Source organism: Candidatus Kosakonia sp. 282A-S69, assembly GCF_029433855.1.
Taxonomy (GTDB): Bacteria; Pseudomonadota; Gammaproteobacteria; order Enterobacterales; family Enterobacteriaceae; genus Kosakonia; species Kosakonia cowanii_A.
The window spans coordinates 2,068,658-2,093,664 of record NZ_JAROAU010000003.1; the positions used below are offsets into that span (position 1 = coordinate 2,068,658).

Below are 25,007 nucleotides of genomic sequence, written 5' to 3' on the forward strand. Positions count from 1 at the left end.
TAACCCGGTGCGTTTCGGGAAAACGTCCGCTTAGCGGACGTTCACTTATCGCGGGAATTACTCCTCGGCTGCTTTTCCTGCGGCGACTTTAATTTCGCCACACAGTTTTTCCTGCTTAGCCGGACAAGAGTGAGCGGCCTGATTGCCGATTTTATCGAGATCTTTGGTATCAAGGGTGGAGTCGATGTGTCGCAGAACATATTTCTTCAGTGGAGGGTTTTTACGGATCTCAATGGCTAAATCCGACAATGTATCCCAGCGATCGGCCAAAAGCCGCGCAACCGCCTCTGAAACGCCTTCTGCAATATCACCCTCATCGCAATGACCAAACTTAAGGCGATTCTGGTTAACCGCGCTCCATGAATTTAAAGAGTCGACAGCCATATCGGCAGATTCAGCATCCGCAGGGGTACATGTTTTGGCCAGTGCGACATTGGCTGTCAGCAGCCCGCCAAGCATCAGTAATATTAATTTTTTCATAGGGAATATTTATCCGTAATGGCGGTGGTGAAGCGAATGTTTGTGATTTCTTTTTGTCGCAGCATGGGCTGCACGCCCCGTATTTCCAATCACCTCAATAGTGGTCAAGGGTGAAACACTGGCCATTTTTATAACTGCTGCGATTGCTTCATCAGTCGTTCTTATGCACCCCATTGTTGCATGCTGAGGCCCCGGAGCATGGCGAGCATGCGCGCGACCGGAGTGCAGACCAATTCCCGGATGACGAGGAACAGAGAAGCGAAAAATACCGTACATACCATAAGGGCCATCAGTCGTATCGGCCGTTGCGGAATGGTGACGGTGCGGATGAACTCTATCCTGAAACGGGTAGGTTCCGTTTTGGATATGTGTGAGCGTCGCATGGCTATCAACATTATTATAGGCAGGCCAGGAACTAACACTGTTGCCGCTACCATCTACTAACGTTATTTGGTGTGTAGAACCATTAAAGAGTATTTTAGACATATCTTCTTGATCTAATGGGTAATAAACGCTCAGATGGTAAACCTGCCCTTATTAAGAAAAATAGGGGGAATCTTAAAAAATGGCCTAACGCTCTACTCTCAGCCCGATAAATATTATCCATTTGTAAATAAATGTATATACATACAATATCGCATCTCTTTTCGTTAATTTCTTTCCATTCCGCAGCACATTATTAACTTTTTTATGCGTATAAGTTGGCATCTTTCGTTCAGGCAGATGCACTGAATAATGTCAGTTATCTCTCAAACCGCACCGTTGGCTAAGGCGATTTTTAATACGTCCTTCTAGTCTGATAACTCTTAACGACGCTTATCGGGAGTAACATGCCATGACCAATCAAACACCACAGGCAGTAGCAGAAACCTTTTTTCACCGTATCGCCACCGCAGAAGATGTGAATGAGATCGCGGCGCTGGTGAGTGAAGACGTTGACTGGCTGGTGGCGGGAAATACCCGGCTGGTTCCGTGGATTGGTCGCAAAGTGGGCAGAAGAGGTGTGGCCGAATTTTATGCACAAATCCGCAGCCATCTCACGCCAGAACGGTTTGAAATCAACGATATCCTCGTCAAAGATAAGCGGCTGGTAGCAATAGGTGAGCTTGCATCCCGCGTTAAGAAAACCGAAAAGCTGATCGAAACAGAATTTGTCCTCGATATGGTGATTGAAAACGGTCTGATTACCCGCTTTCGCATGTTTGAGGATAGCTATGCCGTTTCCGAAGCGTGCCGTTAATGGCTGATATGATTTGCCTTCACTCTCCGCTTCAGGCACGAAGCGGAGAGTGAAGGCGAATTCATCCGGCATGAAGAGATTTAAGCAACTTCAGGCAGGGGAATAGCTGAACCGTTAATTAACAGGGCATCGCCTCGCCTCAGTTAATTCATCACTGGATAACATGCAGTCCAGTTGTAGTTGATTTTTGCGAGTGTCAACTCTCCAGCAACATCGCCAAAGTTAATGGACTGACGTTCAAAAATAAAATGACGCAGGGTCGCGGGTAAAAAAGCAGCGTGGTAGCGAAGAAGCGTGCTGTGCCAGAAGGGTGCCGGTAAAGGGCTGCCGGTATGACGCATCAGCAACTCACTTTTCCAGCGTGAATTCAGGACCTTTTCGCAGAATGCGTGACGCAAATCTATTGCAGGGCTTTCCGGGATTCCTGCAATCAACACCTGGCTGGGCAAGGCAACTAACTGAAGATCCCTGATAACAATTCTTTTTGCATCGAACGCCTGCCAGATTGTCGTCAGTTCATCCACTTTTTCCGGTAAGGGCTCGTTTAGCGCATAGAGCGGCAGAGTCAGCGGTAAAAACGTAAAATGGAAACCCTGTACGGGCAGAATGTCGGCCAGCGGATCCTCTTTTGTGAGGTGTTGTAATTCACTAATAAGACGTGAAACTTTACAGGGCACAGAGGGTTGTATGCCTGCTGCAAGAGCGAGTTTTACCGGATCGTAGTAGCTTCCCTGTTTTATTTCCCCGATTCCTGCATTTTTCGCCCATATCGCGGCGGTGCTCTCGTTTGCACTGCGATACATATTTTGCAGACTTATCGGTTTCATGACGGACCTTTTAAGATTTTGCGAACCCAGCCTCTTCGATTAACTCGCTCGTTCGGCCAGAGGCTGAATTTAGCTTTTTAGCGCAGCGATAATGGCGGCTTCCATCTTTTGCGGCGTGGTAAACGGCGCGAAACGCTTGATTGGTTTGCCGTCGCGGCCGATCAGGAACTTGGTGAAGTTCCACTTGATTCGCTCCCCCAGCACGCCAGGCAACGCCTTTTTCAGGTAACGAAACAGCGGATGAGCGGCGGCACCGTTGACCTCGGTTTTCTCAAACATCGGAAAGCTGACGCCGTAGTTAACGTGGCAGGTTTGCGCGATATCGTCCGCGCTGCCGGGCTCCTGTTTACCAAACTGGTTGCAGGGAAAACCGAGCACCACCAGCCCCTGGTCGGCGTATTTCTGGTAGAGACTCTCCAGGCCAGCGTATTGTGGCGTGAAGCCGCAATGGCTGGCGGTATTGACGACCAGTACCACCTTCCCCTCGTAGTCGGCCATCGAAAGAGGCTGCCCACCAAGGCTGGTGGCGGTAAGTTGATGAAAAGTGGCCATACTGGATCCTCTTAGCAGAACAGGTCGTCATTGCCGCTCAGCGCGTTACAACATCAGATGTGTGGAGGCTCATCGTGGCAAAGTTGGCGCTAAAGCACAACAAAGGGCAGCGCTTCGCGGGTTGGGCCCTGGAAGTAAATATGGCTAATATGGCAACTCCGCGGTTGCGTCAGCACAAAACGAACCGTCTCCCAGACCGAACGCCCGTTCAGCAGCCCCTGCCCCATTCCCGGCTGGCTCCCGGCAAGCGCATCTAATCCTGTCACGTCAAAATCCGGCGGATAGAGGCCGCTAACCCGAATATTTTCTTCACTGAGCTGCTGTGACAGTTTAGTGATAAACCCGCTCAGCCCATGTTTACTGGCGAAAAACGCCGGATGGGCAATAGAGTCTGTAAAATGCGGGATGGCGCATGAGGAGATGATGGCGACGATATCTGCGCTCTCTGAACGCCGGAGCCCTGGCAGCAGTGCCTGCGTCAGCAGAATCGACCCTGTCACGCCAGAGTTGATGGTAGTGATAATTTCTGTCGCAGGCTGCTCCTCTAAGGTGCCTGACAACCACTGCGCAGCGTTGAGAATCAAAATATCGACCGGCTTGCCTGAGGCTAAAAGCGTGGCAGAAAAGTGCGAGAGGGTTTCGGGCTGGGCTAAATCACACAAATATCCTCTGGCGATGCCGCCCTCCGCTGTGATGATGCCGCAGGTTTTCTCAATGTCCTCGGCCCGCCGCGCGGAAAAATCGACCTCCACACCCTCGCGCGCCAGCCACACGCAGAGCGCCTGGCCAAACCCTCCGCCCCCGCCGGTAATAACCGCTCTTTTACCTTTCAGCATCGTCATCTCCTCTTTTTAAACCGTCTCTGAGAAGGGAGATATACATGAGGCGGCAAAGTGACATCTTTCCGTTCGTGCCATTTCATCTTCACAAAAGCCAGCCAGATCCAGTGGGGTGAATTTCGTGCAAAGCGTGCTATGGTGCAGTTTCCCGACATCATTTTGGCAGGTGTGAGCGTGAGTACTTCGGCGATAGATGAATGGCGCAGGAATGATTTTCTGATTAGCACAGACAAAGAAAAACTCGACATCCAGGCTGTGCACCGCTATTTGACGCGATCCAAATGGGCAAAAGGTATCGATCTGCAAACCGTCACCGTTTCAGTGGCAAACAGCCTTAACTTTGGCGTTTATCACCATGAAACCCAGATAGGCTTTGCGCGCCTGGTAACGGATCACGCGACTTTCGCTTACCTGTGTGATGTCTATGTCCTGGAGGAGCACCAGGGCGAAGGGTTGGGAAGATGGCTTATGGAGTGCGTTCATTGTCACCCGGTAGTTGAAAAGCTTCGTACGATCGTGTTGTTCACAACCACCGCGCCCTGGCTTTATGAAAAGTTTGGCTATCAGCCGGTGAATCAGCAAAATTACACATGGTCCATCAGCCGGCCTGATATCTACACCAAAAACCCAACTTGATGACAATCACTTATGACACAACACGCGGGTGAACTGTCCTCTACAGCGTCCCTTTTCTCCCGGCGGGTGAAGCTGCTCAAGAAGCCGATACGCGTCGCAAAGTTGATCCTTTTTTCAGGCAGCGCTATGGGTGGGGAAATCAACGGTGACCACTAATCCCCCCTCCGCAGAGGTGCTCAAACCGACGCGGCTGTTGTGTTGCTGAGCCACCGCCCTGACAATAGAGAGCCCCAGCCCACTGCCGCTCTGCATCTGATGAGGGTCGCGGAAAAACCGGTCGAACACGCGCTCGCGCAGTGCAACGGGGATGCCGGGCCCGGCATCGGCAACGCGAAGCTGCGTGGTTCCCTCAGAGATTCGCACCGCAACCTCAACCCGCCCGCCCTCAGGGCTATATTTGATAGCATTTTCAATGAGGTTGTCGATAAGCGACATCAGGCGCTCCCTGACACCCTCGATCCAGAACTCATCATCCGCGTAAAACTCCAGTTCAATGCGCCGCTCAGCCGCCAGCGGTGACAGCGCCGCCATGCGATCCTGAATGAGCGAAGTCAGCGGCACAGAGGCCATCACCGTGTCGATGCGCGCTTCGCTGTGCATCAGCAACAGCAACTGATTGACGAGACGGGCTGCACGGCTGTTGCTACGAATAATCCCTGCCAGCAACGCCTGCTGGCGCTCGCTGCTGACGTAGCCCTGCAACGCCTCAACATTGATGCGCATCGCTGCCAGCGGGGTGCGCAACTCGTGCGCGGCATCGGCAATAAACACCCGCTCCCTCTCCGTGCTTTCCCGCAATCGCGCCAGAAAGTCATTGATTGCATCCACCATCTGCCGAAGCTCTCGCTGCTTCGGCACGGCGTTTAAGGGAGAGAGATCCTCCGGCGTACGCGAAGCAATCTCGTTGACCACCCGGTTCCAGGGGCGCATGGCGATACGGATCGACAGCCAGGCGGGAAATAACAGAAACGGGATGCAGACCAGCAGCGGCAAGATGTAATAGCCACGCGAGTTGAGGTAGATAAAAAAGTTCCAGCTGCCGGCAGGCGTGACGAGCGTCACCTCCGTGTCGCCGTCCGCCGATGTCAGGGTACGGCTCGTCCAGCTGCGCCCTGCGCTCTCGCTCTTCTGCAGCTTGCCAACGCGGCTGTTTGTCACCCCTGTTGGCGCGCCTTCCGAGGCGAAGATGATCGCATGATCCTTACGCACGATAAGGCTGATGGCGAGCGCCGGATCGTCACCGCCGCCATACCCCTCCCGCAGTGCCCGGCTGAAGGATTCCAGCACGGCGTTTCTCGCCTGCGGGCGATCGTCCATACGTTCAACCACGCTTAGCACGGTTTCGTAGGTCTCACTGCCTGTAAGGATCGGCGGGCTACGCAAGTCCTCCCACAAAATGAAGGTGAGAAAAAGGCACCACAGCAGCGTAAGCAGCAGCATCTGGGCAATGATGATCCGCCGTACCAGCGTCGGCGCTTTCAGGCTACGCCAGAAATGTCCCATCACCCTTCCCTCTTCTCGATCGGCACGGTATCAATGACATACCCCACGCCGCGCACCGTACGCACATAACCTTCGCCAATTTTGCGCCGCAGATTGCCCATATGCACATCGAGGGTGTTGCTCATATTCTCTTTTGCGCCGAAGACCCGCTCTTCCAGAAAGCGGCGCGTCACCACGCGATCGGGACGCAGCAGTAACGTCTCAAGCAGCGCATATTCGCTTGCCGTCAACTCAATCGTCCGCGCGCTCACCGTCACGCGCCGCGTCGGCACATGAAGTGACAACCCACGAATGTCGATCACCTCGTTTTCAAAACCGTAACTGCGGCGCGCAAGGGCTCTCACCCGCGCCAACAGTTCGGCGAGCACAAAGGGTTTGACAAGATAGTCGTCGGCTCCGGCGTCCAGCCCGCCCAGGCGATCCTGCAGCGTACCTCGCGCGGTCAGAATGATGACCGGGATCCTGTTGAGCCGCTGGCGCAAACAGGCCATCAGGCTCATGCCATCGCCGTCGGGCAGCCCGAGATCGAGCAACACCAGCTCAGGCACGCAGAGATCGAGCTGATGCAGCGCATCCGCTTTGCGGCGAACCCATATGACCTCTAACCCCTGATCGGCCAGCGCAATACGTACGCCGTTGCCGAGATCGAGGTCATCTTCGATAAGTAAAATTTTCACAATCGTTACGTTACCAGGCGTGAATGAAGAACATCTGAAGAAAAAGCGGCGAGCTGGAAATTTATCAGCTTTGCGTCACCGTTACGCGCTTCAGGCTTTCTTCATTTTCGGCTCATGAGAACTTTAGGGTCGGTGTTCACACTAGGGGTGACTCGTAATCAGATGACTCCATAAGGACTTATTTAATGAGAAACACCGAACTGCGTCGTAAGCTCCGCCCCTCATTTCCGGCAAGCCCGCTGAAAAAAATCGTGCCCGGCGCGCTGCTGGCGTTGCTCGCGACCCCAACACTGGCGGCAGAACCGCCACAGGGTACCACCTTAACCGTAGGAGGCGGCGTGGATGTCGCACCGCGCTATTCAGGCTCCGGTGAAAATCGCGTCTCAACGGCGCTTTTGCTCGATTACTCAATGCGTAATGGCTTCTTCGCCAGCTCTACGCGCGGGCTCGGTTATGGCAACAGCCTTGGCGATCTCGACTACAGCGCGGCGCTGAGCTACCGCACTGGTCGTAAGGATCATGATGTGGACAGCGATGCCATGAGCGACGGCAGCGACCACTTACGCGGGATGGGCAATGTAAAAGGCTCGGCGCTTGGCGTTGTGGGTCTCGGGTATAAGTTGACCAACTGGCTGAGTGCGCAACTGCAGGCAGACGTGCCCCTTTCCCGGCGCGACAATGGCGCGGCGCTGCATTTCGGTATCGTCAGCCCGTTTTATCACTCGCCGAAAAATAGCGTGACGATGGCGCTGACCAGCAGTTGGGGGACAGATGACTATATGCAGACATACTACGGGGTGAGCGCCACGCAGTCGGCCGCATCGGGGTTTAAACCCTATAACGCAGGTTCGGGAATCTATGCTTATTCACTGAATCTTAACTGGACGCACAACATCAGCGACCGCTGGAGCGTCATCGCCGATGCGGGCTATACGCAGCTGACGGGAGATGCACGTAACAGCCCCATCGTGCAACGCAAAGCCTCCCCCACCGGGAGCCTGAAAGTGACCTATCGCTTCTGATGCGTATTCCCCCGGCGGTTTGCGCTTGACTGCCTCACAGGTAGAGAGATTCGATCCGCCGGGCTTGCGCTAAACGGGCTGGGTTCAGCCGGTTAGCCTGGCGGCAACCTCTGTTGCCACTTCAGTAAAGGCGCGCGCAGAGAAGCTTTGATAACCCTCCCTTCGCCGCATTAAAACAGCCGTACGCTGCAGACGCTCAGGTTCAAGCGCAATGGCAACCAGATCATCCTGGGCAAATGCCGTCTTCGCAGGCAATAAGGTTGATAGCGGCGTCCAGCGGACAATCTCAATCACCGCACCAAGGGCGTTGGCCTCCATCAGCACCTGCGGGGTGATGTGATGCTTGCGAAAGTAATGATCGATCTGCTCGCGGGTCGCGAACTCCGTACTGAGTAAAACAAGGGGCTCCTCGCCAAGCCTCTGCAACTCCACTTTTGTCTCTTTCGACAGTGGGTGTCTGGGGCTGACGACCAGCGCAAGCGTCTCATCCAGCAACGGGACCGATTCGATATCGACACTGCTCACCTGCGCAAAAGCGATGCCCACGTCCAGCTCCCCGGCCAGAAGCAGCTCCTCGATATGCTCCTGGGAGATCTCCTGCACGCTGAGAGTAATTTTTGGATAGCGAGCGTGAAAGGCTTCAACCAGCGGCCCCAGAAGATAGGTGGTAAAGGTTGGCGTCACCGCCACGCGGAGCGATCCGCGGCTGAGATTGCTTACGTCATGAATAGCGCGGGTGGCTTCACGCAGCTCCTGGGAAGCACGACGGGCATATTGCAGATAGATCCTGCCGGTGTCCGTCAGACGCGTGGTGCGCCCCGAACGATCAAACAGCTGAGCGCCCAGGCTCTCCTCCAGCAACCTGACCTGCTGCGAAAGTGCAGGCTGAGATACGTGCAGCTCCGCTGCCGCTTTCGTAAAGCTGAGGTGTTCTGCGACTGCAAGAAAATAGTGAATATGCCGGGCGAGCATCATCCTCTCCATTAGATTATCTAATAGACCTAATAATAAATGAGACTTTTACCTTATACAACGCGCGGCTTACTCTCTGCTCACACCCAGTGACAGTGAGAGAGCATGATGAAAGAGATCATCGACGGTTTTTTGAAATTCCAGAAGGAGGCTTTTCCCGATCGCGTCACGCTGTTTCGGGATCTCGCCACCCAGCAGAGCCCGAGGGCGCTCTTTATTTCCTGTTCTGACAGCCGGCTGGTGCCGGAGCTGGTGACGCAGCGCGAACCCGGCGATCTGTTTGTGATCCGCAACGCCGGCAACATTGTGCCGTCGTATGGCCCCGAGCCGGGCGGTGTTACCGCCTCCGTGGAGTACGCCGTTTCCGCCCTCCGGGTCGCCGATATTGTGATCTGCGGTCACTCCGACTGCGGCGCGATGACGGCAATTGCCACCTGTCAGTGTCTGGACCATATGCCCGCCGTCGCCAGCTGGCTGCGATACGCTGATTCAGCAAAAGTGGTGAATGAGTCCAGGCCGCATACGGATCGGCCCGCAAAAGTCGCGGCGATGGTGCGTGAAAATGTGATTGCCCAGTTGGCCAATATTCAGACGCACCCCTCTGTGCGCCTCGCCCTTGACGAGGGTCGCGTCACGCTGCATGGCTGGGTATATGACATCGGCAGCGGAGGCATTGAGGCCTTCAATGGCCGGACATTCGTCTCCCTTGCGGAGAACCCGGATGTTCATGCCGTTTCCCAACACCGCAGGCATGTTGCCTGAAACACCTATCAACCAGGAGATAAAATTATGATCCAGACTCAAGTTACCCAGCGTGCCCGCCAGTTACTTACTGAAACGATCATTTTGGCGAAGGCACGCAAAAACCTCTCCTATGCGGAGATTGTGGACGGCACAGGGCTGTCCGAAGCGTTTGTCGTTGCCGCATTGCTTGGCCAACACCCTCTCCCGGAGAGTGCCGCACGCGTCGTTGGCGAGAAACTCGATCTGAATGCTGATGAGATTGCGTTACTACAGACGGTGCCGGTTCGCGGAAGCTTTGGGGGTGCCGTACCAGGCGATCCGACCCTCTACCGTTTTTACGAAATGATGTCGGTCTACGGGCCGACCCTGAAGGCTCTGGTTCATGAGAAATTTGGCGATGGCGTGATTAGCGCCATCAACTTCAGGCTGGATATCAAAAAGGTCGACGATCCGGACGGCGGCCATCGCGCCGTGATCACGCTGGATGGGAAGTACCTTCCTACCAAACCCTTCTGATCCCTCAGGCCTGGCGCCTGAGCGGCGTCTTCCCGCAGATAATGGATGGGCATCCGGTGAAGGATGCCCGTCCATTTACAGACCCAGCGCGGATAATCCCGGATGATCATCCGGACGACGCCCCAGCGGCCAGTGGAACTTGCGCTCGCTCTCTTTGATCGGCATATCATTGATACAGGCGTAGCGATGGTGCATTAGCCCGTCTTCCCCAAACTCCCAGTTTTCATTGCCGTAAGAGCGGAACCAGTTCCCGGCGTCATCGCGCCACTCATAGGCATAGCGAACAGCGATGCGATCGCCATCAAATGCCCACAGCTCCTTGATAAGACGGTACTCCAGCTCTTTTTTCCACTTACGCTCGAGGAAGGCCCTCGCCTCTTCACGGTTATTGGCAAACTCCGCACGGTTGCGCCATTTGGTGTCCAGCGAGTAAGCAAGCGACACTTTTTCGGCATCGCGGGTGTTCCAGCCATCTTCCGCAAGCCTGACTTTCTCAAGGGCTGACTCGCGGGTGAACGGCGGCAGTGGCGGGCGGATGGGTGAATCGGACATGGTGGTGCCTCCAGGATAGGTGGATACGTGAGTGTGGCTTTTGGAGCACAGATCCTGGCTACGGGATCTGTTTCAGTAATAGCTGAGCGACCTCTTTTGCCTCATCGGCGGCGCGGTAGTCACCCATCACGCGCGACATGGTGATGGCGCCTTCAATCAGTATCAGTAACTGCCTCGCCAGCGGTAATGCCTGCTCCCTGTTTAACGCCCCGGTAAGCTCAAGCAGGTAGTCGAGCAGTTTCTGTTTGTGCAGCCTGGCGATGTGACGAACCGGATCGTCCGGGTCCCCCACTTCGCCCGCCGTGTTGATAAATGCGCAACCGCGATAGCCTTCCGACTCAAACCAGCTTTTCAGCACGGTAAAGATATTGAGGATGCGCTCGCGCGGCGTCTGTGCTTTGTTGCACTCGCGCCTGAACCACGCCATCCAGCGTACATCACGCGCATTAAGCGCCGCGGCAGCCACCTCATCCTTATTGGTGAAATGGTGATAGATACTTTTTCGCGCCACGCCTGACCTCTTCACCAGTAGCGCCATCCCGGTGGCATGAATACCGTTCTGATAGATAAGCTCTTCAGCGGTGGCGAGAATTTTTTCTCGGGTATTGGGTATGTTTTTGTTCATGGGTTGATGGTAGAACGATCGTTCTACCTCGGTCAAGCGATGACTTTGACTTTTTTTTGCTTAATGCGGAGGGAGATCGAGAAAAGACTTTTAGATCAAAGGTAAAGAGGCGGGCATCGCTGGAGAGCACAAGTAACAGAGGCAAGCGAGAAAAAAGCCGACCCTGTAGAGTCGGCTTTCGTTTCGATCAGAGCTTAAAGCTGCCAACCACGTTTTCGAGCTGAACGGTCTGCTCTTCCATCGATTGCGCGGCCGCTGCCACCTCTTCCACCAGTGCCGCATTCTGCTGCGTGGCGCTATCGAGCTGGTTGATGGCGATATTGATCTGGGCAATCCCGCGACTCTGTTCATCGCTGGATGAGCTAATCTCTGAGATCAGCACGCCCACGCTCTCCACTTTTTCCATCAGGCCGTCCATCGTGGTTCCCGCCTGACGAACCTGTCCGCTGCCCTGCTCAATGCTGCTCACCGACTCTTCAATCAGTTTTTTGATCTCCTGCGCCGAGCGGGCGCTGCGCTGCGCCAGGGAGCGCACTTCACTGGCTACCACCGCGAACCCACGGCCATGCTCTCCCGCCCTTGCCGCCTCTACAGCGGCGTTAAGCGCCAGGATATTGGTCTGGAAGGCGATGCCATCAATCACACTGATGATGTCCACCACTTTAGCGGAGGAGTTATTGATGTTATTCATCGTGGAGACCACTTTGTTAACCACAATGGCACCCTCTTTTGCCGCCGCCGACACCTCTTCCGCCAGCTTGTTAGCCTGCAACGCGTTCTCTGCGTTAAGGCGCACGGTGCTGGTCAGCTCTTCCATGGACGCTGCCGTTTCCACGATCGAGGCCGATTGATCTTCGGTGCGCGAAGAGAGGTTAAGGTTACCGCTGGCAATCTGGCGCGAGGCCGATGAAATAGCCAGCGTGCTGCTCCCGACCTGCTGCATCAGCTCATTCAGGAAGGCAATAAACTTATTGAAGTTATTGATGATGGCGTTAAATTCCGGGCTCTTGCTCTGCGCAAGGCGCTGCGTTAAATCCGCGCCGCCGCTGGATAGCGCTTCAATATTGCGGTTGAGCAGCGTCACGTTATGGAAAATATTGCGCACGATAATCATCATGATCACGACGATAAGAAGTCCGATAATCGCCTGTACGATGGTGAGTTTGGTCAGAATCGCGTCAGAGATACTCACCAGCTGGCTGCTCGGAATATCAACCGCCATAAACCACGGGCTGCCGCTGACAGGCAGAACGAACAGGGAGTGCGCGCCATCTTCACCCTCATAACTGCCGCGCACTTCCGTTGTTTTACCCTGGCCTAACAGGCTCATTAACGGTGCCGCCGCCGGAATACCGAGATCGCGGACGTTTGACAGCGCAGGTTTATCCTGTACGGAAGAGCCGTTACCGACGATTTTGCCGTCTGCCTCAACAATCAGCACGCTGCCGTTCACCGCTTTGCCCATGTCGAGAGCCAGCTGATTAAAGAAGCCCAGCGTTACGTCGATGGTCGCCACGCCCCAGAGTTTGCCCTCTTTCCAGATCGCCATCGCACAGTTCGTGCGCGGCTGCGGGCTGGCCGCATCCTGATAGGCTTTCGCCCACGCACACTCACCTTTCGGCGCATTCATGCCATCTTTATACCAGGGTTGCTCCCAGTATTTTGCCGATTCCGGCTGGTTCCACACGGTGTTAACTTGCAGATTGCCCCCGCCGTCGCGGGCATAGAAGGTGCTGAATTTATCCCGGGCCGGATCGCGCTGACCGGGCAGCGGCCAGATCCCGCCGCCGAATACGTTGCGATCCCCATACTGGTTAACCAGGCGCGGTAATAAGAGGTCGATTTGCTCGCTTTGCAGACCGACAACCAGCTCAGTGATGGAGCGTTGCTGAGCCTTAACACGGTTCATCTGCTCTTTAATCGCGTTACTCTGTAATTGAACTGTCGCCTGAATATTTTTGGTTTCGGTTTCAATAATCTGCGGGGAGACGAATTGCTTGATAACAATATAGGTAACGATCAATAAAATAACGAAAAAGCTTATAAGCAGCAGGCCTATTCGGCCCTGGGTATTTTTCCATGTCATATTAGTGGCGCTCGTTTGGGTGGTTATTCGATCTAATATCGACATTTCGTTGAAATGCTTTAATTCACCCTGCGCCACTATTTCATGTCGAACTACATTTATTCTGACAAAATATTTTTTCAGGAAAAAATGTTATTTCGATCACGTTTTATAAATAAGCTTTAAGAATTTAGCCGCGAATAAGCAGCCGCACCGGCTTACCCCGATAACTCACATATTGTTGAAACTCGAAGCCAAAACGCCCGGCTAAAGAGTTTGAGCGTTTATTCTCCTCAGCAATGATGCAGCAGACAGGCGAAGCGAACGTCTCATCGACCCATTGTAAAATTGCTGCCAGCGCTTCTGCGGCATAGCCTTTGCCACGCATTGGCGGAATCAGTGTCCATCCTGCTTCGGGGTACTCCAGCTTCGGCGTGGTATCGCGGTGCGCATCCTGAAAGCCAAACGCACCGGCATACTGGTTGGTGGCTTTTTCAAATACCGCCCAGTAGCCATACCCTAAGGCCTGCCAGTGGCCGATGTAACGTAATAAGCGAGCCCAGACCATCTCTGCCGTGGGTATCTCGCCACCGCTTATTTTTGCCATTTCAGCGGTCGACCAGCAGGCCTTGAGTGCCGGAAAATCAGCGAGGGTAAACTGTTTTAAAATCAGTCGGTCTGTTTCAATGTGAGGTGCCTGCTGGTGAGCCACGGTTGTCTCTTATTCGGGTTTTAACATCTGGCTAACGTATCATCTATTACGCGCTCCCCACAATAAATTAACATTGCAGCAGCAACACCTCTTCTGAGTAAATAGCCGCTTGGGTAAGCGAGCGGAACGTAAGGTTTAATCTGCAAAATTGGTAGCTGTTGCCACCTCCGGCAGCGTGCTCTCACCCTGCCCAAGCGAGCGTTGCAGGATAACGGTATCGAGCCAGCGACCGTGCTTAAATCCCACCGAGTTGAGTGTGCCGGTAAGCGTGAAGCCCGCCGAGCGATGCAGGGCAAGTGAGGCCGCATTTTCGCTGTTACCCACCACGGCAACGAGCTGGCGAAAACCGCTGGTTTCCGCCCACGCCACCGCACGCGAGAGCAGTTTTTTGCCGATGCCCTGCCCCTGACTGGCGGTATCGATATAGACCGAATCTTCGAGGGTAAACCGGTAGGCATGCCTTGTACGATAATGCGAAAGATAGCAGTAACCGCGCACACTCCCATCGACCACGGCGACAAACCAGGGCAGCCCTGAAGCCTGCAACCTCTTCAGACGAAACCCCATCTCTGCTTCATCGGGTGGTTGGGTTTCAAACGTGGCGCAGCCATGCAATACGTGGTATGCATAAATTTGTTGTATAGCCGGGATATGTCGTTCTTCTGCCTGAATTATTTCCATCGGTACGGCTCCTTATTGCGTCTGTACCGAGACTATCCCCTGGCGAACATTTCAGACAGGCTGCCGGGCTTATCAGCAGCATAAGGAAAACTTTGGCATGACAAACCTCAACCTCGATCATCTCGCTACCTTCAGACTGGTCATCAGCCGGGGCAGCTTCTCCAAAGCGGCAGAGGAACTTGGCCTGTCGCAGCCCGCTGTCAGCCTGCAGATAAGACAGCTGGAGCAGACATTACAGGTGCGGCTTATTGAGCGAACCGGTCGGGGGATCAAGCCCACCGCCGCTGGCGTGACCCTTTCCGGGCACTGCCTGAAAATAGAGGCAGTGGTAGCAACCGCGGTGGCATCGGTCTCTCTGCATTCCGATGAGATCGCCGGCACCGTGACCGTCGGCACAGGCGCAACGGCCTGTATTCATCTTTTGCCGCCCTTATTGCAGCAGCTGCGGCAGGCGCATCCGCTGCTGAAAGTGAATGTGCGCACCGGCAACACCTCAGAGATTGTTCGCGGCGTGGAGGATAACCGGATCGATATCGGTCTGGTCACGCTGCCCGCCGTGGGCAAAAGCGTGAGCGTCAATCCCCTCTACAGGGATGAGTTTGTGGTCATCATGGAGGAGGATGTATCCGGGCGGAGCATGAAGGCGCGCGCTCCTGATGACCTCCTGCCGCTGCCGCTGATTATCTTTGAGTCAGGCAGCGGGACGCGTGCGCTGATTGATGAATGGTTCCGGCACGCAGGCCATCCTGCCAGCCCGGTGATGGAGCTTGGCAGTATCGAAGCGATCAAAAGGATGGTGCGATCGGGTCTGGGTTACAGCATCGTTCCGCGCATCGCCGTTGCCGCCCCTGAAGAGTGTGAAGGGCTTAGCGTATACCCCCTGGCACCTCCGCTTCAGCGGACACTCGGCACTGTCATGCGCGAGGACCGGATCGTCAGCAGGGGAATGAATGAAGTATTAAAAAAACTCTATGAAATCCTTGTGAAAGAGGAGAGCCGGGAAGCATCAGGCTGATTGACACGGCCTCTGTCCATTTTCGGCATGCTCAGCATCCGCTGCCGGGAGTAGGCTGAGGTTAAGGCAATTAACTTTTCAGCCATGATCGCCCGGGATGCAAACGCCCTTTAAGTGGCGCCTGAGGCTGGCTACAAATTTAGGCGAAGCGCGTGCATGGACAACGCTCGAAGTGTGGTCAGCGAGCCAATATTTATTAACAAAGCCAGTATCTATCACTAATAACCAGAATGCATGCGTATGGCTCCCTGAATCTTCTTTATGTCAGAAAATGTTATTTGCCCCTCTTATCGCATGTTAATGAGAGTTAAAACGAGGAAATTTTGTGTATATAAGAGGCAGTATTTCTGCCTGAATATGGGGTATCTGGATCAAATAAATCGCCTGCACGTAATAGCTACGCTGACTTTAAATATCTTAATAATCTCAGCGCTAAACCATGCAGCGTATTTACAGCAGATGGCACCACTACTATTTTCCGCATAAATAACCCTTCCCTTACTTTTATTTTTAAAAACTAGTGCACACTCCACGACATTGCCCACGCCCGCCGCTCCCCTGCTGCCAGACAGATGACTTGTGCTGACTGATGAGGGTTTAATCTTTTGATTGTTCTGGATTATTAAGCTGCGCACTTCACTGATTGCGCCGCACCACCAGCACAAACGATATATTCTTGCTTCACCGTTTACGTTTGCTCTGCGCTATCCCCTTAAAATCAGGCGCATAGGAAAGAATCATAGCGGATATATTCTTTCTTATTCTTATCCTGGCGAGTTTTAGTTAAAGAGAGATTAATCGATGCCGATAAGTTATCTGTTTAAGGGCTCATGGAGCTGCTCTCATTCTCTGTAGAACGAGGTTCAAATGTTCAGAAATTTACCCATCAAGAAAAAGTTCTTTTTTGCCTTTGGCGCCGTTTTAGTTTTATTACTGTTACTGTGCGCAACTTTCTACACTAATTTTTCCAGCATCGTCAGTACCAACGCATGGAACATACATAGCTGGCGCGTCATTGATAAAAGTCGCGCCTTGACCCAAAGCCTGGTGAATATGGAAACCGGTTTACGCGGCTATGCTATTAATGGCAAAGAGGAGATGCTGGCTCCGTGGAGTTCAGGCAAAGAGGAATTTGTCAAAGTTTTGCAGGAAACGAAAGCGCTAACTTCAGATAACCCTGCTCAGCAGGATCGCCTGAATAATTTGCTTCAGCAGGAGAAAGCGTGGGGAGATAAGTTTGTTACTCCATTGCTGGAACATCGTCGTGCGCTCAATGCCGGATCGATGACCCAGGTTGATTTCACCGCCGCATTCGAAGCCAACACGGGCAAGCAGCAGATGGATCAAATGCGCAAAACCATTGATGACATTGTCCATGATGAAAAAAAACTGCTCAGCCAGCGCCAGAACTCTGTCGACTCCGTTGAAACGCAGACCCGGCTAGCCTTGTTTATTGGCGCGCTGTTAGGTGTTTTCATCGCTTCTGCTTTAGGCTATGCCCTTGCCCGTTCCATCACCCTTCCGCTCGGGGAAGCAGTCAACGCCGCTAAGGCGATTGCCGCAGGCGATCTCTCCACCCGCCTGGTCGCTCGTTCAAACGATGAAGCCGGTATTTTGATCGTCACCCTCATCGCCATGCAGGAGCAGCTCAAAAAAGTGGTCTCTGATATTCAGACCGCCGCAACCTCTATCGACAGCGCCTCTAAAGAGGTGGCGATGGGCAATACCGATCTCTCTTCACGAACGGAACAGCAGGCCGCCTCGCTGGAGGAGACCTCAGCCAGCATGGAGCAACTAACGGCGACTGTGAGGCAAAATGCCTCTAATGCGCAAAACGCCAGTAGCCTTGCGTCGGATGCTTCCGACGTCGCACAGCAGGGCGGAAAAGTTGTGGATAAAGTCGTCACCACCATGGCTGCTATTTTTGACAGCTCGAAAAGCGTCGGCGATATCATCAGCACCATTGAAAGCATCGCTTTCCAGACCAATATCCTGGCGCTTAATGCTGCGGTGGAAGCGGCTCGTGCCGGCGAGCAAGGCCGCGGATTCGCCGTCGTGGCAAGCGAAGTGCGCGCGCTTGCACAGCGCAGCGCGACAGCGGCAAAAGAGATTAAAGCGCTGATTGAAGCCTCGAACAGCCGCATATCGGAAGGCACCGACCTGGTCGCCCAGGCGGGCAAAACCATGACCGGGATAGTCACGGCGATTAACAACGTTTCAGCCATTATGGCCGAAATCTACACCGCCTCTGGTGAGCAGGTTAACGGTATTGAGCATGTCAGCATCGCTATCACCCAAATGGATGAAGTGACGCAGCAAAACGCCGCACTGGTCCAACAGGCCGCTGCTGCTGCCGCATCGCTTGAAGATCAGGCGGCTCATCTCAACCGCTCTGCTGCGATTTTCAAACTTGCCTGACAAAAAGAGCCTTCTTTGAAAAAAAAGCAGAGCAGATTTGATGGCAGTAATGAGCCTGCTGCTCTGGGGTAAAGTTCACGACTTGCCTGGCAGCCAGACGTTAACGTTGATGAGACTGCAGCGATTGAAGCGGCGGGCGAATGAAACGAACTGGTTGCCGGACAATCTATTCACCTTAAGCGCGTTCGATCGCTGGGCTAAACAAGATTTTTAGCCCTCCTGAACAACCATGCCAAGTGTCAGGTCAAAATTTATATCGATTGTGATTCTAATTTTTTTGTTTGATATTTTTCTTATGCATCAATCACATTCGTTACTGTAATTAATTAAGTTATTTAAGCCACCAGAATTTAACCACATTAATTTTGATGGATAAGATCTGGTTAGCATAAATTCAGGAAGTAGCCAATTTTTCAAAAAAATATATTCATTAAATATTGTTAAAGCCTCTCAGAGCGCCGTCGATAACCCTTTTTTGCTCCACTTACTTATAACACCAGGGTTCATATGACTATCACACAGCGTTTGTCGCTGGCATTTTCTATGCTGGCTTTATCACTTTTCGCGACAGTTGCCGTCTCACTTACCGTGATTTCGGGTTTCCAGTCGCGCTTTGAGTATGTGCAGGCCAATGCCATACCCAGTATCAAGGATTTGAACAAATCAATCAGTACAACCAGTCAGTTGGGCATCGCGTTTTATCGCCATCAGACAGCTTTAGACAGTGCAGGTCAGGCTGCGGCTGAAGAGAGAATAAACAACCTGCTGAACAAGCTAAAATCGTTGACTGATTACTATATGGCAAATGATATTTCCAACGATGAAGATAAAGCGATGACCGAACAGGCATACCGCAATATCGAAGCGGTTCGTGCGGCGCTACCCGCCTTTTTAGCGGCCTCAAGAAACCACGACAATGCGTTATCCTTATCTCTTCTTAAAAGTGAAGATGGTGTAGGTGCCGCATCACGTAAAATGGAAACGGACTTCACAAACCAGATCGAATTAAATATAAAAATCGGCGATGGCCTGAGAGAACAAAATAAGAAAATTTATTCACAAACGTGGTGGATGATGACCAGCGCCGCAGTGGTAGTGATTCTTCTGCTTGGTCTGTTTTCCATCAATATTATTAAGGGCATTAAACGTAGCCTTAATAGCATGAAGAGCACGATGACAGAGGTCAGTAACAATCTCGACCTGACGCAAGTTGCCACTGTCTACAGAAACGATGAAATAGGCCAGACCGCATCCGCTTTTAACGGTCTGCTGGAAAAGGTTTCAACAACGCTGTTATCGGTGAACCACGCTGCGCTATCGGTCAGCACAGGTTCCGCTCAGATCGCAGCCGGAAATGAAGATCTCTCCTCCCGTACGGAAGAGCAGGCCGCCTCTCTGGAGCAGACCTCTGCCAGTATGGCCACCCTGAGTGAAACCGTTCGCCAGAATGCTGATGGCGCAGTGCAGGCAAGCGAGCTGGCGAATAACGCTAACAATTTATCGAGCCTGAACGCGGGCGCAGTCAGCCAGATGCTGGAAACGATGTCAGAGATTCGCGGAAGCTCAGAAAAAATCTCCGATATTACCGGCATTATTGAAGGTATCGCCTTCCAGACCAATATTCTGGCGCTTAACGCGGCGGTAGAGGCTGCACGTGCCGACGAGCATGGCAGAGGTTTTGCGGTGGTTGCGTCTGAAGTGCGCACTCTGGCGCAGCGCTCATCCTCTGCTGCCCGCGAAATCAAAGATCTCATTTCACTCTCTGTTTCCCAGGTTGAGCAGGGTCTTAACCAGGCGGCGAATGTGGGAAGTAACACAGAAAATGTGAGCAATGCTGTCCGGCAGGTCGCGGATCTGGTTAACGAAATTGCTGCTGCTACCACTGAACAGAGCAAAGGAATTGAGCAGGTTCACCAGGCCATCGGGCAAATGGACGAAGTGACGCAGCAGAACGCCTCACTGGTTGAAGAAGCCTCTTCGGCATCGAAATCCCTGCAGGAGCAAGCTGAAACCTTGTCGAGCCTGGTCTCTACTTTTACCCTTAACGACAACACCGGGTATGTTGGAAAAACGGCAAGCAGGCCAATCGGCAGAACCCAGCAGCTGCAAACAAAACCCGCATCGGGCGGCAGTGCAGCCAGTAATACAGACTGGGAAAGTTTCTGATTTTTGCACACAATAATTCGTTATTAAAAAAGCGCTGCTCTGGCAGCGCTTTTACCATTTATAAAGATGTCTGAGTTTATTCTTCATATGAATGGCTTCCTCGTGCAGCATCGTCATACCGTGTTCCCCCTGCCCAGCCTGAGCTGCGCCACTGTTTTGTCTTCCTCTACAGGCTCTTAAAACGAGGCACTCAACCTTCCGCTTTGAGTGAAAGCGGGCGCTCGCCAGTCAGGCTTATGGCTACTTTTGCACAGGAGAGAAACTGTTTAACCTAAACATGTAACTAACGCCTACGCCCCTTTTTCTCCGCCATCTCTGAAGCAACCCAGCTGACTACTGCATCGATAAAAGCCCGCACCTGAGGCAATAAAAAGTGACGATCCGGGTATACCACTGCAATCTGCATTTCAGTGCCGATGATATCTCTCAGTACCGGGACAAGAGCGCCCTGCTGCAGGTGTTCCCGGATCAACTCTTCAGGCAAAAGGGCAATGCCACGACTGTTTATGGCGGCCTCGCAAAGCAGGGAAATATCGTCAGAGAAAAACGAACCCTCGACCTTTACCCGGTCTCCGGAAATTAAAGGCCAGTACATATCGGGTAACTCTCCACGGGCGAACCCCACCAGGCATTGATGATCTTTAAGATCGTGCTGGGTGAGAGGAAGCCCCCTGCCTGAGAGATAGCCCGGCGAAGCAACGGCAATAACCGGGTCGCGAAAAAGCGTACGGGCAATCAACCCGGGTTGCATGTGACTACTGGCTCTCAGTGCAACATCATATCCTCCGCTGCGGAAATCGATATGATGGCTGGAGGTGTGAATATGGACGCGCAGCAAAGGATGCTGAGCAATAAATTCACACAGCATCGTCCGGAAGTTTTTTTTCATACCCGGAGGAAGCGATACGCGTAAGTCTCCCCGCAAACCCCCTCCACTTCTGGAGACGCTCTGCTCAGCCTGCCTTATCGCCTCAAGCGCGATGATGGCCTCTTTATAAAAGATGATGCCCAGATCCGTCAGAACCAGACTCCGGGTTGTCCGGTGGAGCAGACGTGCCTCCAGTTTTTTTTCGAGTTGTGCAATCCTCCGACTCAGGGTTGCGCGGGGAATGCCCAGTTCAGCTGCGGCCCGGGAAAGCGATTTCGCATCGACAGTTTTCGTAAACGCAATGAGTTCGGAGGTCTCTGCAAGCGCAATATGGATCATTTTCGGTCAGGTGATGACAGTTTAAAGAGTATTGTCACGGATTTCGCTCAGCGGCAAGCTTTCCCTGACGACATGCGGGCAAAAGCAGTTGCCTGGTCACTTATCCAGAACGTTATCCAGAGGGTGTGAAATGGCAGAGGAAAAGAGACTTATTGCGGTGTTTGGCGCAACCGGCCACCAGGGTAAAGGCGTGGTACAAGCGCTAAAAACTGCCGGTCAGTTCCAGGTTCGGGCCTTGTCCCGTAACCCGAAGTGCTATACCGGAGAGGCTGATGAAGTCCTGTATGCGGATCTTGAAAAGCCTGAAACGCTCAATGAGGCACTGAAGGGGGTATACGGTGTGTTTCTGGTCACAGATTACTGGCAACAGGGCACAGATGAGAAGAAGCAGGCGACATTCGCGATCGAAGCCGCAAAATCGGCTGAGGTGAAACATTTTATCTGGTCCACGCTTCCTGATGTTGAATCTGTTAGTGAGGGTGAGTTCAGGCTCCCGCAATTTACCCATAAAGCCAGAATAGACAGCCTGGTAAAAGCGGCTGACTTTACTTATTACACCTATGTCGTGCCACCGGCTTATTATCAGAACTTCACAGGACCCTTTGGCCCGCAAAAACAGCAGGACGGGAGTTATGGATGGGTGCTACCGATTAACCCCGACGTTCGCTGCATTCACATGGGCGACATAAACGAGCTGGGAAAGATTGTGGCCGGCGCGTTTGCACATCCTGCTAACGCGGGTAAAGGCGCCTACCTGCCGCTTGTCGGCGATTTCCTCAGCTTCAGTGAGATAGTTGAAACACTAAATCAGTCTGGACATCCTGTAACCTTTAAACAGGTTCCACGCGATGTCTATGCCGTTTTTTTTCCGGGTGCTGAAGCGCTGGGCGATACGCTGGCTTACTACGAAAAATATACCTACCTTGGTCCGGGTTCGCACAAAGCTGCCATTACACTTGCAAATAGCGTCGCAGAATTTCAACCAACATCTTTTAGATCCTGGGCCAAAAATAATTTTGCCCTCAACAGAAAGTAGATCCTCTCGGGCTGCCGCAATTTTCCCACGGATGGGATGAATCATTTTGCGGCAATGCAGATTTATCTTTATTGCAGCGCCTGAAGATTAATTCGGGCGTTAACTTTGCGTGCCCGCTTCTGGCACAAAGCTGAGAAGCTTGCTTAGCTGAGGGTCCGCTTTGTGCCAGGAGCAGACATACATAATGCGTGTCACTAGACGGAACATCGGGCTGTTGACCTATGCTTGCTTTCGTTTTTTTGTGCGCTGGCAGTAATCGGATCACTTAAAAACCCCCGGTGGTGATGTTCACACGCGATGGTCCGCGCCAGCGCACAGAATGCGTGCTTATCTCAGAAATTTCGTTGAACTGATTAGTCAAATCTGAATATCTTTATTGAAATCAAAATAAGGAAGCGATCACAATGATTTCAATCAGGGCTGCTGAACTCAAAGACATTCCATCGTTAAAACGGCTCTTCCTGCAGTTGGGCTACAAGACAGAGAGCGCGAGCTTAGAACAACGTATCCGTGAACAGCATGACACGCTCTGTACGTTAGTTGCCGAGTCAGAGAAAGACGTTTGTGGCGTTATTGTCATAAACTTCATTACGCCGGTTCATGAAAATAACTTATGGGCATTAATTTCAGCGCTGGTAATAGATGAGTCTTCACGTGGGCAGGGGGTGGGTCAGCAACTCCTCATCGCCTCTGAACGCATCGCGGCTAGCAAGAAATGTTCTCAGATTGAGCTATCAAGCAGTGAAAAACGAATTAAAGCGCACAAATTTTATGAAAATAACGGATATAAAGAAGTAAGAAAGCGCTTCGTAAAACGCCTCACCGACCTGCCGCCGCTTAATTAACACTGTGGTGGTGTAGGCAACCCTCATCTCTTGCGCAAAGCGGACATTCTGACTCTGACAGGGGGTGTATCCATTCAATAGCCTTGCTTCCTCTTCACCTGAAAACTAAGAGGCCTGAAAGGCGTGTTGTATAGCGCGGCGACAGCCTTTCACGCTTCATCTGCCCCGGCAAAATACAACGTGCCGTGCCCATCTTTCGCCTTCAGGTGAACAAGAGTTCCATAAGCATTGCATTATTGTCGTGATAGTTAGCCATTTCAGGCAGTGCAGTTGCAGGATGGCTATCAAGTTACCCGGCGTGATTTTGAGGAAAGTTTTGAGGAAGAACGCAAACGCCCATAAAAAAACGGGAACCAACCGGTTCCCGTTCTTGTGCAACCCGCAGCGCGGATTACATGTTCGCGATAATCGCGTCGCCAAACTCTGAACATTTCAGCAGTTTAGCGCCATCCATCAGACGTTCAAAATCGTAGGTCACGGTTTTGGCAGCGATTGCGCCTTCCATACCTTTAACGATCAGGTCTGCGGCTTCGAACCACTCCATATGACGCAGCATCATCTCAGCAGAGAGAATAATAGAGCCCGGGTTCACTTTATCCTGGCCTGCGTATTTCGGTGCGGTGCCGTGGGTAGCTTCGAACAGTGCGCACTCGTCGCCGATGTTCGCGCCAGGCGCAATACCGATACCGCCAACCTGCGCTGCCAGGGCGTCGGAGATGTAGTCGCCGTTCAGGTTCATACAGGCGATAACGTCATACTCTGCCGGACGCAGCAGGATCTGCTGCAGGAACGCATCGGCGATCACATCTTTAATGATGATCTCTTTGCCGGTTTTCGGGTTCTTGATTTTCTGCCACGGGCCGCCGTCGATCAGCTCACCGCCGAACTCTTGCTGAGCCAGCTGGTAACCCCAATCTTTGAACGCGCCTTCGGTGAACTTCATAATGTTGCCTTTGTGCACCAGCGTCACGGAGTCACGGTCGTTGGTGATGGCGTATTCGATCGCTGCGCGAACCAGGCGTTTGGTGCCCTCTTCGGAGCACGGCTTGATGCCGATACCGCAATGTTCCGGGAAGCGAATTTTCTTCACACCCATCTCTTCGCGCAGGAATTTGATCACTTTTTCCGCGTCGGCAGAGTCAGCTTTCCACTCGATGCCGGCGTAGATGTCTTCGGAGTTTTCACGGAAGATGACCATATCGGTCAGCTCAGGCTGTTTCACCGGGCTCGGGGTGCCCTGGTAGTAGCGCACCGGGCGCAGGCAGACGTAGAGATCCAGCTCCTGGCGCAGGGCAACGTTCAGAGAACGGATACCGCCGCCAACCGGGGTGGTCAGAGGGCCTTTAATCGCTACGCGGTAATCACGAATCAGATCCAGTGTTTCAGGCGGCAGCCAGACATCCTGGCCATAAACCTGGGTCGATTTCTCGCCCGTGTAAATCTCCATCCAGGAAATTTTACGCTCACCTTTGTAGGCTTTTTCCACAGCGGCATCGACCACTTTCAGCATTGCCGGGGTCACGTCAACGCCGATACCATCGCCTTCAATGAACGGGATAATCGGGTTAACAGGAACGTTGAGCTTGCCATTTTGCAGGGTGATCTTACTACCTTCCGCCGGAACAACTACTTTGCTTTCCATTCACCTCTCCTTCGAGCGCTTCTGGTTGTTTTGCT

At 52.8% G+C, this 25,007-nt stretch carries 26 protein-coding genes; 10 read left to right on the forward strand and 16 right to left on the reverse strand.

From position 1 onward, the window contains the following. Positions 1 to 57: 57 nt before the first annotated feature. Entirely contained in the window at positions 58 to 480 is a 423-nt protein-coding gene (locus PU683_RS15550) for a hypothetical protein (protein ID WP_277173035.1), read from the reverse strand. 9 nt (positions 481 to 489) lie between these two features. Beyond that, positions 490 to 966, reverse strand: coding sequence for a L,D-transpeptidase family protein (locus tag PU683_RS15555; protein ID WP_277173037.1), 477 nt, complete (start codon positions 964 to 966; stop codon positions 490 to 492). A 349-nt stretch (positions 967 to 1,315) separates the two neighbouring features. On the opposite strand from PU683_RS15555, the gene PU683_RS15560 reads away from it, so the two are divergent. Next, complete coding sequence (locus PU683_RS15560) at positions 1,316 to 1,720, forward strand: nuclear transport factor 2 family protein (protein ID WP_277173039.1); 405 nt, start codon at positions 1,316 to 1,318, stop codon at positions 1,718 to 1,720. A 143-nt stretch (positions 1,721 to 1,863) separates the two neighbouring features. Here PU683_RS15560 and PU683_RS15565 read toward each other — a convergent pair whose 3' ends face one another. The 3 genes from PU683_RS15565 to PU683_RS15575 form a co-directional block, all read right to left on the reverse strand. Further along, on the reverse strand, positions 1,864 to 2,547 hold the full coding sequence (locus PU683_RS15565) for a hypothetical protein (protein ID WP_277173041.1): 684 nt from the start codon (positions 2,545 to 2,547) through the stop codon (positions 1,864 to 1,866). Between the two features lie 69 nt (positions 2,548 to 2,616). Beyond that, complete coding sequence (locus PU683_RS15570; RefSeq protein WP_277173043.1) at positions 2,617 to 3,099, reverse strand: glutathione peroxidase; 483 nt, start codon at positions 3,097 to 3,099, stop codon at positions 2,617 to 2,619. An 89-nt stretch (positions 3,100 to 3,188) separates the two neighbouring features. Continuing rightward, positions 3,189 to 3,935, reverse strand: a complete 747-nt coding sequence (locus PU683_RS15575) for an SDR family oxidoreductase (protein ID WP_277173045.1) — start codon at positions 3,933 to 3,935, stop codon at positions 3,189 to 3,191. 138 nt (positions 3,936 to 4,073) lie between these two features. Here PU683_RS15575 and PU683_RS15580 point away from each other — a divergent pair, with 138 nt between their 5' ends. Beyond that, on the forward strand, positions 4,074 to 4,574 hold the full coding sequence (locus tag PU683_RS15580; RefSeq protein ID WP_277174305.1) for a GNAT family N-acetyltransferase: 501 nt from the start codon (positions 4,074 to 4,076) through the stop codon (positions 4,572 to 4,574). Positions 4,575 to 4,688: 114 nt separating this feature from the next. Here the strand turns inward: PU683_RS15580 and PU683_RS15585 are convergent, their stop codons facing one another. Both PU683_RS15585 and PU683_RS15590 read right to left on the reverse strand, forming a co-directional pair. After that, entirely contained in the window at positions 4,689 to 6,077 is a 1,389-nt protein-coding gene (locus tag PU683_RS15585; RefSeq protein WP_277173047.1) for a sensor histidine kinase, read from the reverse strand. Beyond that, positions 6,077 to 6,754 (reverse strand): response regulator, encoded by a 678-nt coding sequence (locus tag PU683_RS15590; RefSeq protein WP_277173049.1) that lies wholly within the window; start codon positions 6,752 to 6,754, stop codon positions 6,077 to 6,079. Before PU683_RS15590 ends, PU683_RS15585 begins: the two co-directional genes overlap by 1 nt. A gap of 185 nt (positions 6,755 to 6,939) precedes the next feature. Here PU683_RS15590 and PU683_RS15595 point away from each other — a divergent pair, with 185 nt between their 5' ends. Further along, positions 6,940 to 7,776: a MipA/OmpV family protein gene (locus PU683_RS15595; protein ID WP_277173051.1), complete on the forward strand. Its 837-nt coding sequence runs from the start codon at positions 6,940 to 6,942 to the stop codon at positions 7,774 to 7,776. Positions 7,777 to 7,860: 84 nt separating this feature from the next. Here the strand turns inward: PU683_RS15595 and cynR are convergent, their stop codons facing one another. Then, positions 7,861 to 8,748, reverse strand: coding sequence for a transcriptional regulator CynR (gene cynR, locus PU683_RS15600; protein ID WP_277174306.1), 888 nt, complete (start codon positions 8,746 to 8,748; stop codon positions 7,861 to 7,863). Positions 8,749 to 8,856: 108 nt separating this feature from the next. On the opposite strand from cynR, the gene PU683_RS15605 reads away from it, so the two are divergent. Then, positions 8,857 to 9,510, forward strand: coding sequence for a carbonic anhydrase (locus PU683_RS15605; RefSeq protein ID WP_277174307.1), 654 nt, complete (start codon positions 8,857 to 8,859; stop codon positions 9,508 to 9,510). A 27-nt stretch (positions 9,511 to 9,537) separates the two neighbouring features. After that, a complete protein-coding gene (gene cynS / locus PU683_RS15610) occupies positions 9,538 to 10,008 on the forward strand; it encodes a cyanase (protein WP_277173053.1) in 471 nt (156 codons plus the stop codon). A gap of 75 nt (positions 10,009 to 10,083) precedes the next feature. On the opposite strand, the gene PU683_RS15615 is transcribed toward cynS, so the two are convergent. The 5 genes from PU683_RS15615 to PU683_RS15635 all read right to left on the reverse strand — a co-directional run bounded on the left by PU683_RS15615 (position 10,084) and on the right by PU683_RS15635 (position 14,643). Then, positions 10,084 to 10,560 carry a nuclear transport factor 2 family protein gene (locus PU683_RS15615; protein WP_277173055.1) on the reverse strand — a complete coding sequence of 159 codons (477 nt, stop codon included), beginning with the start codon at positions 10,558 to 10,560 and terminating at the stop codon, positions 10,084 to 10,086. A gap of 58 nt (positions 10,561 to 10,618) precedes the next feature. Beyond that, the gene (locus PU683_RS15620; RefSeq protein ID WP_277173057.1) at positions 10,619 to 11,185 is read right to left on the reverse strand and encodes a TetR/AcrR family transcriptional regulator; all 567 of its coding nucleotides are present in this window, start codon (positions 11,183 to 11,185) and stop codon (positions 10,619 to 10,621) included. Between the two features lie 187 nt (positions 11,186 to 11,372). Then, a complete protein-coding gene (locus PU683_RS15625) occupies positions 11,373 to 13,271 on the reverse strand; it encodes a methyl-accepting chemotaxis protein (protein ID WP_277173059.1) in 1,899 nt (632 codons plus the stop codon). 169 nt (positions 13,272 to 13,440) lie between these two features. Next, on the reverse strand, positions 13,441 to 13,962 hold the full coding sequence (locus PU683_RS15630) for a GNAT family N-acetyltransferase (RefSeq protein ID WP_277173061.1): 522 nt from the start codon (positions 13,960 to 13,962) through the stop codon (positions 13,441 to 13,443). Positions 13,963 to 14,097: 135 nt separating this feature from the next. Next, positions 14,098 to 14,643, reverse strand: a complete 546-nt coding sequence (locus tag PU683_RS15635; RefSeq protein WP_277173063.1) for a GNAT family N-acetyltransferase — start codon at positions 14,641 to 14,643, stop codon at positions 14,098 to 14,100. Positions 14,644 to 14,740: 97 nt separating this feature from the next. On the opposite strand from PU683_RS15635, the gene PU683_RS15640 reads away from it, so the two are divergent. From PU683_RS15640 to PU683_RS15650, 3 genes are all read left to right on the forward strand, one after another. Continuing rightward, entirely contained in the window at positions 14,741 to 15,658 is a 918-nt protein-coding gene (locus PU683_RS15640; RefSeq protein WP_277173065.1) for a LysR family transcriptional regulator, read from the forward strand. Between the two features lie 867 nt (positions 15,659 to 16,525). Next, positions 16,526 to 18,076, forward strand: coding sequence for a methyl-accepting chemotaxis protein (locus PU683_RS15645; RefSeq protein ID WP_277173067.1), 1,551 nt, complete (start codon positions 16,526 to 16,528; stop codon positions 18,074 to 18,076). A 507-nt stretch (positions 18,077 to 18,583) separates the two neighbouring features. Further along, a complete protein-coding gene (locus tag PU683_RS15650; protein ID WP_277173069.1) occupies positions 18,584 to 20,242 on the forward strand; it encodes a methyl-accepting chemotaxis protein in 1,659 nt (552 codons plus the stop codon). A gap of 283 nt (positions 20,243 to 20,525) precedes the next feature. Here the strand turns inward: PU683_RS15650 and PU683_RS15655 are convergent, their stop codons facing one another. Continuing rightward, positions 20,526 to 21,449 carry a LysR family transcriptional regulator gene (locus PU683_RS15655; protein WP_277173071.1) on the reverse strand — a complete coding sequence of 308 codons (924 nt, stop codon included), beginning with the start codon at positions 21,447 to 21,449 and terminating at the stop codon, positions 20,526 to 20,528. Between the two features lie 130 nt (positions 21,450 to 21,579). Between PU683_RS15655 and PU683_RS15660 the strand changes: the two genes are divergently transcribed. Both PU683_RS15660 and PU683_RS15665 read left to right on the forward strand, forming a co-directional pair. Next, a complete protein-coding gene (locus PU683_RS15660; RefSeq protein ID WP_277173073.1) occupies positions 21,580 to 22,485 on the forward strand; it encodes an NmrA/HSCARG family protein in 906 nt (301 codons plus the stop codon). A gap of 404 nt (positions 22,486 to 22,889) precedes the next feature. Further along, positions 22,890 to 23,330 (forward strand): GNAT family N-acetyltransferase, encoded by a 441-nt coding sequence (locus PU683_RS15665; RefSeq protein ID WP_277173075.1) that lies wholly within the window; start codon positions 22,890 to 22,892, stop codon positions 23,328 to 23,330. Between the two features lie 94 nt (positions 23,331 to 23,424). On the opposite strand, the gene PU683_RS15670 is transcribed toward PU683_RS15665, so the two are convergent. Both PU683_RS15670 and icd read right to left on the reverse strand, forming a co-directional pair. Beyond that, a complete protein-coding gene (locus tag PU683_RS15670) occupies positions 23,425 to 23,523 on the reverse strand; it encodes a DUF4113 domain-containing protein (protein WP_346771062.1) in 99 nt (32 codons plus the stop codon). Positions 23,524 to 23,721: 198 nt separating this feature from the next. Then, entirely contained in the window at positions 23,722 to 24,972 is a 1,251-nt protein-coding gene (icd, locus tag PU683_RS15675) for an NADP-dependent isocitrate dehydrogenase (protein WP_023481567.1), read from the reverse strand. Positions 24,973 to 25,007: the final 35 nt, after the last annotated feature.

What these genes read in the sequence shown, in the direction of transcription:
- PU683_RS15550 (WP_277173035.1), bottom strand. Translation starts at nt 480, where the DNA reads ATGAAAAAATTAATATTACTGATGCTTGGCGGGCTGCTGACAGCCAAT.
- PU683_RS15555 (WP_277173037.1), bottom strand. Translation starts at nt 966, where the DNA reads ATGTCTAAAATACTCTTTAATGGTTCTACACACCAAATAACGTTAGTA.
- PU683_RS15560 (WP_277173039.1), top strand. Translation starts at nt 1,316, where the DNA reads ATGACCAATCAAACACCACAGGCAGTAGCAGAAACCTTTTTTCACCGT.
- PU683_RS15565 (WP_277173041.1), bottom strand. Translation starts at nt 2,547, where the DNA reads ATGAAACCGATAAGTCTGCAAAATATGTATCGCAGTGCAAACGAGAGC.
- PU683_RS15570 (WP_277173043.1), bottom strand. Translation starts at nt 3,099, where the DNA reads ATGGCCACTTTTCATCAACTTACCGCCACCAGCCTTGGTGGGCAGCCT.
- PU683_RS15575 (WP_277173045.1), bottom strand. Translation starts at nt 3,935, where the DNA reads ATGCTGAAAGGTAAAAGAGCGGTTATTACCGGCGGGGGCGGAGGGTTT.
- PU683_RS15580 (WP_277174305.1), top strand. Translation starts at nt 4,074, where the DNA reads ATGGTGCAGTTTCCCGACATCATTTTGGCAGGTGTGAGCGTGAGTACT.
- PU683_RS15585 (WP_277173047.1), bottom strand. Translation starts at nt 6,077, where the DNA reads ATGGGACATTTCTGGCGTAGCCTGAAAGCGCCGACGCTGGTACGGCGG.
- PU683_RS15595 (WP_277173051.1), top strand. Translation starts at nt 6,940, where the DNA reads ATGAGAAACACCGAACTGCGTCGTAAGCTCCGCCCCTCATTTCCGGCA.
- cynR (WP_277174306.1), bottom strand. Translation starts at nt 8,748, where the DNA reads ATGCTCGCCCGGCATATTCACTATTTTCTTGCAGTCGCAGAACACCTC.
- PU683_RS15605 (WP_277174307.1), top strand. Translation starts at nt 8,857, where the DNA reads ATGAAAGAGATCATCGACGGTTTTTTGAAATTCCAGAAGGAGGCTTTT.
- cynS (WP_277173053.1), top strand. Translation starts at nt 9,538, where the DNA reads ATGATCCAGACTCAAGTTACCCAGCGTGCCCGCCAGTTACTTACTGAA.
- PU683_RS15615 (WP_277173055.1), bottom strand. Translation starts at nt 10,560, where the DNA reads ATGTCCGATTCACCCATCCGCCCGCCACTGCCGCCGTTCACCCGCGAG.
- PU683_RS15620 (WP_277173057.1), bottom strand. Translation starts at nt 11,185, where the DNA reads ATGAACAAAAACATACCCAATACCCGAGAAAAAATTCTCGCCACCGCT.
- PU683_RS15625 (WP_277173059.1), bottom strand. Translation starts at nt 13,271, where the DNA reads ATGACATGGAAAAATACCCAGGGCCGAATAGGCCTGCTGCTTATAAGC.
- PU683_RS15635 (WP_277173063.1), bottom strand. Translation starts at nt 14,643, where the DNA reads ATGGAAATAATTCAGGCAGAAGAACGACATATCCCGGCTATACAACAA.
- PU683_RS15640 (WP_277173065.1), top strand. Translation starts at nt 14,741, where the DNA reads ATGACAAACCTCAACCTCGATCATCTCGCTACCTTCAGACTGGTCATC.
- PU683_RS15645 (WP_277173067.1), top strand. Translation starts at nt 16,526, where the DNA reads ATGTTCAGAAATTTACCCATCAAGAAAAAGTTCTTTTTTGCCTTTGGC.
- PU683_RS15650 (WP_277173069.1), top strand. Translation starts at nt 18,584, where the DNA reads ATGACTATCACACAGCGTTTGTCGCTGGCATTTTCTATGCTGGCTTTA.
- PU683_RS15655 (WP_277173071.1), bottom strand. Translation starts at nt 21,449, where the DNA reads ATGATCCATATTGCGCTTGCAGAGACCTCCGAACTCATTGCGTTTACG.
- PU683_RS15660 (WP_277173073.1), top strand. Translation starts at nt 21,580, where the DNA reads ATGGCAGAGGAAAAGAGACTTATTGCGGTGTTTGGCGCAACCGGCCAC.
- PU683_RS15665 (WP_277173075.1), top strand. Translation starts at nt 22,890, where the DNA reads ATGATTTCAATCAGGGCTGCTGAACTCAAAGACATTCCATCGTTAAAA.
- PU683_RS15670 (WP_346771062.1), bottom strand. Translation starts at nt 23,523, where the DNA reads ATGGGCACGGCACGTTGTATTTTGCCGGGGCAGATGAAGCGTGAAAGG.
- icd (WP_023481567.1), bottom strand. Translation starts at nt 24,972, where the DNA reads ATGGAAAGCAAAGTAGTTGTTCCGGCGGAAGGTAGTAAGATCACCCTG.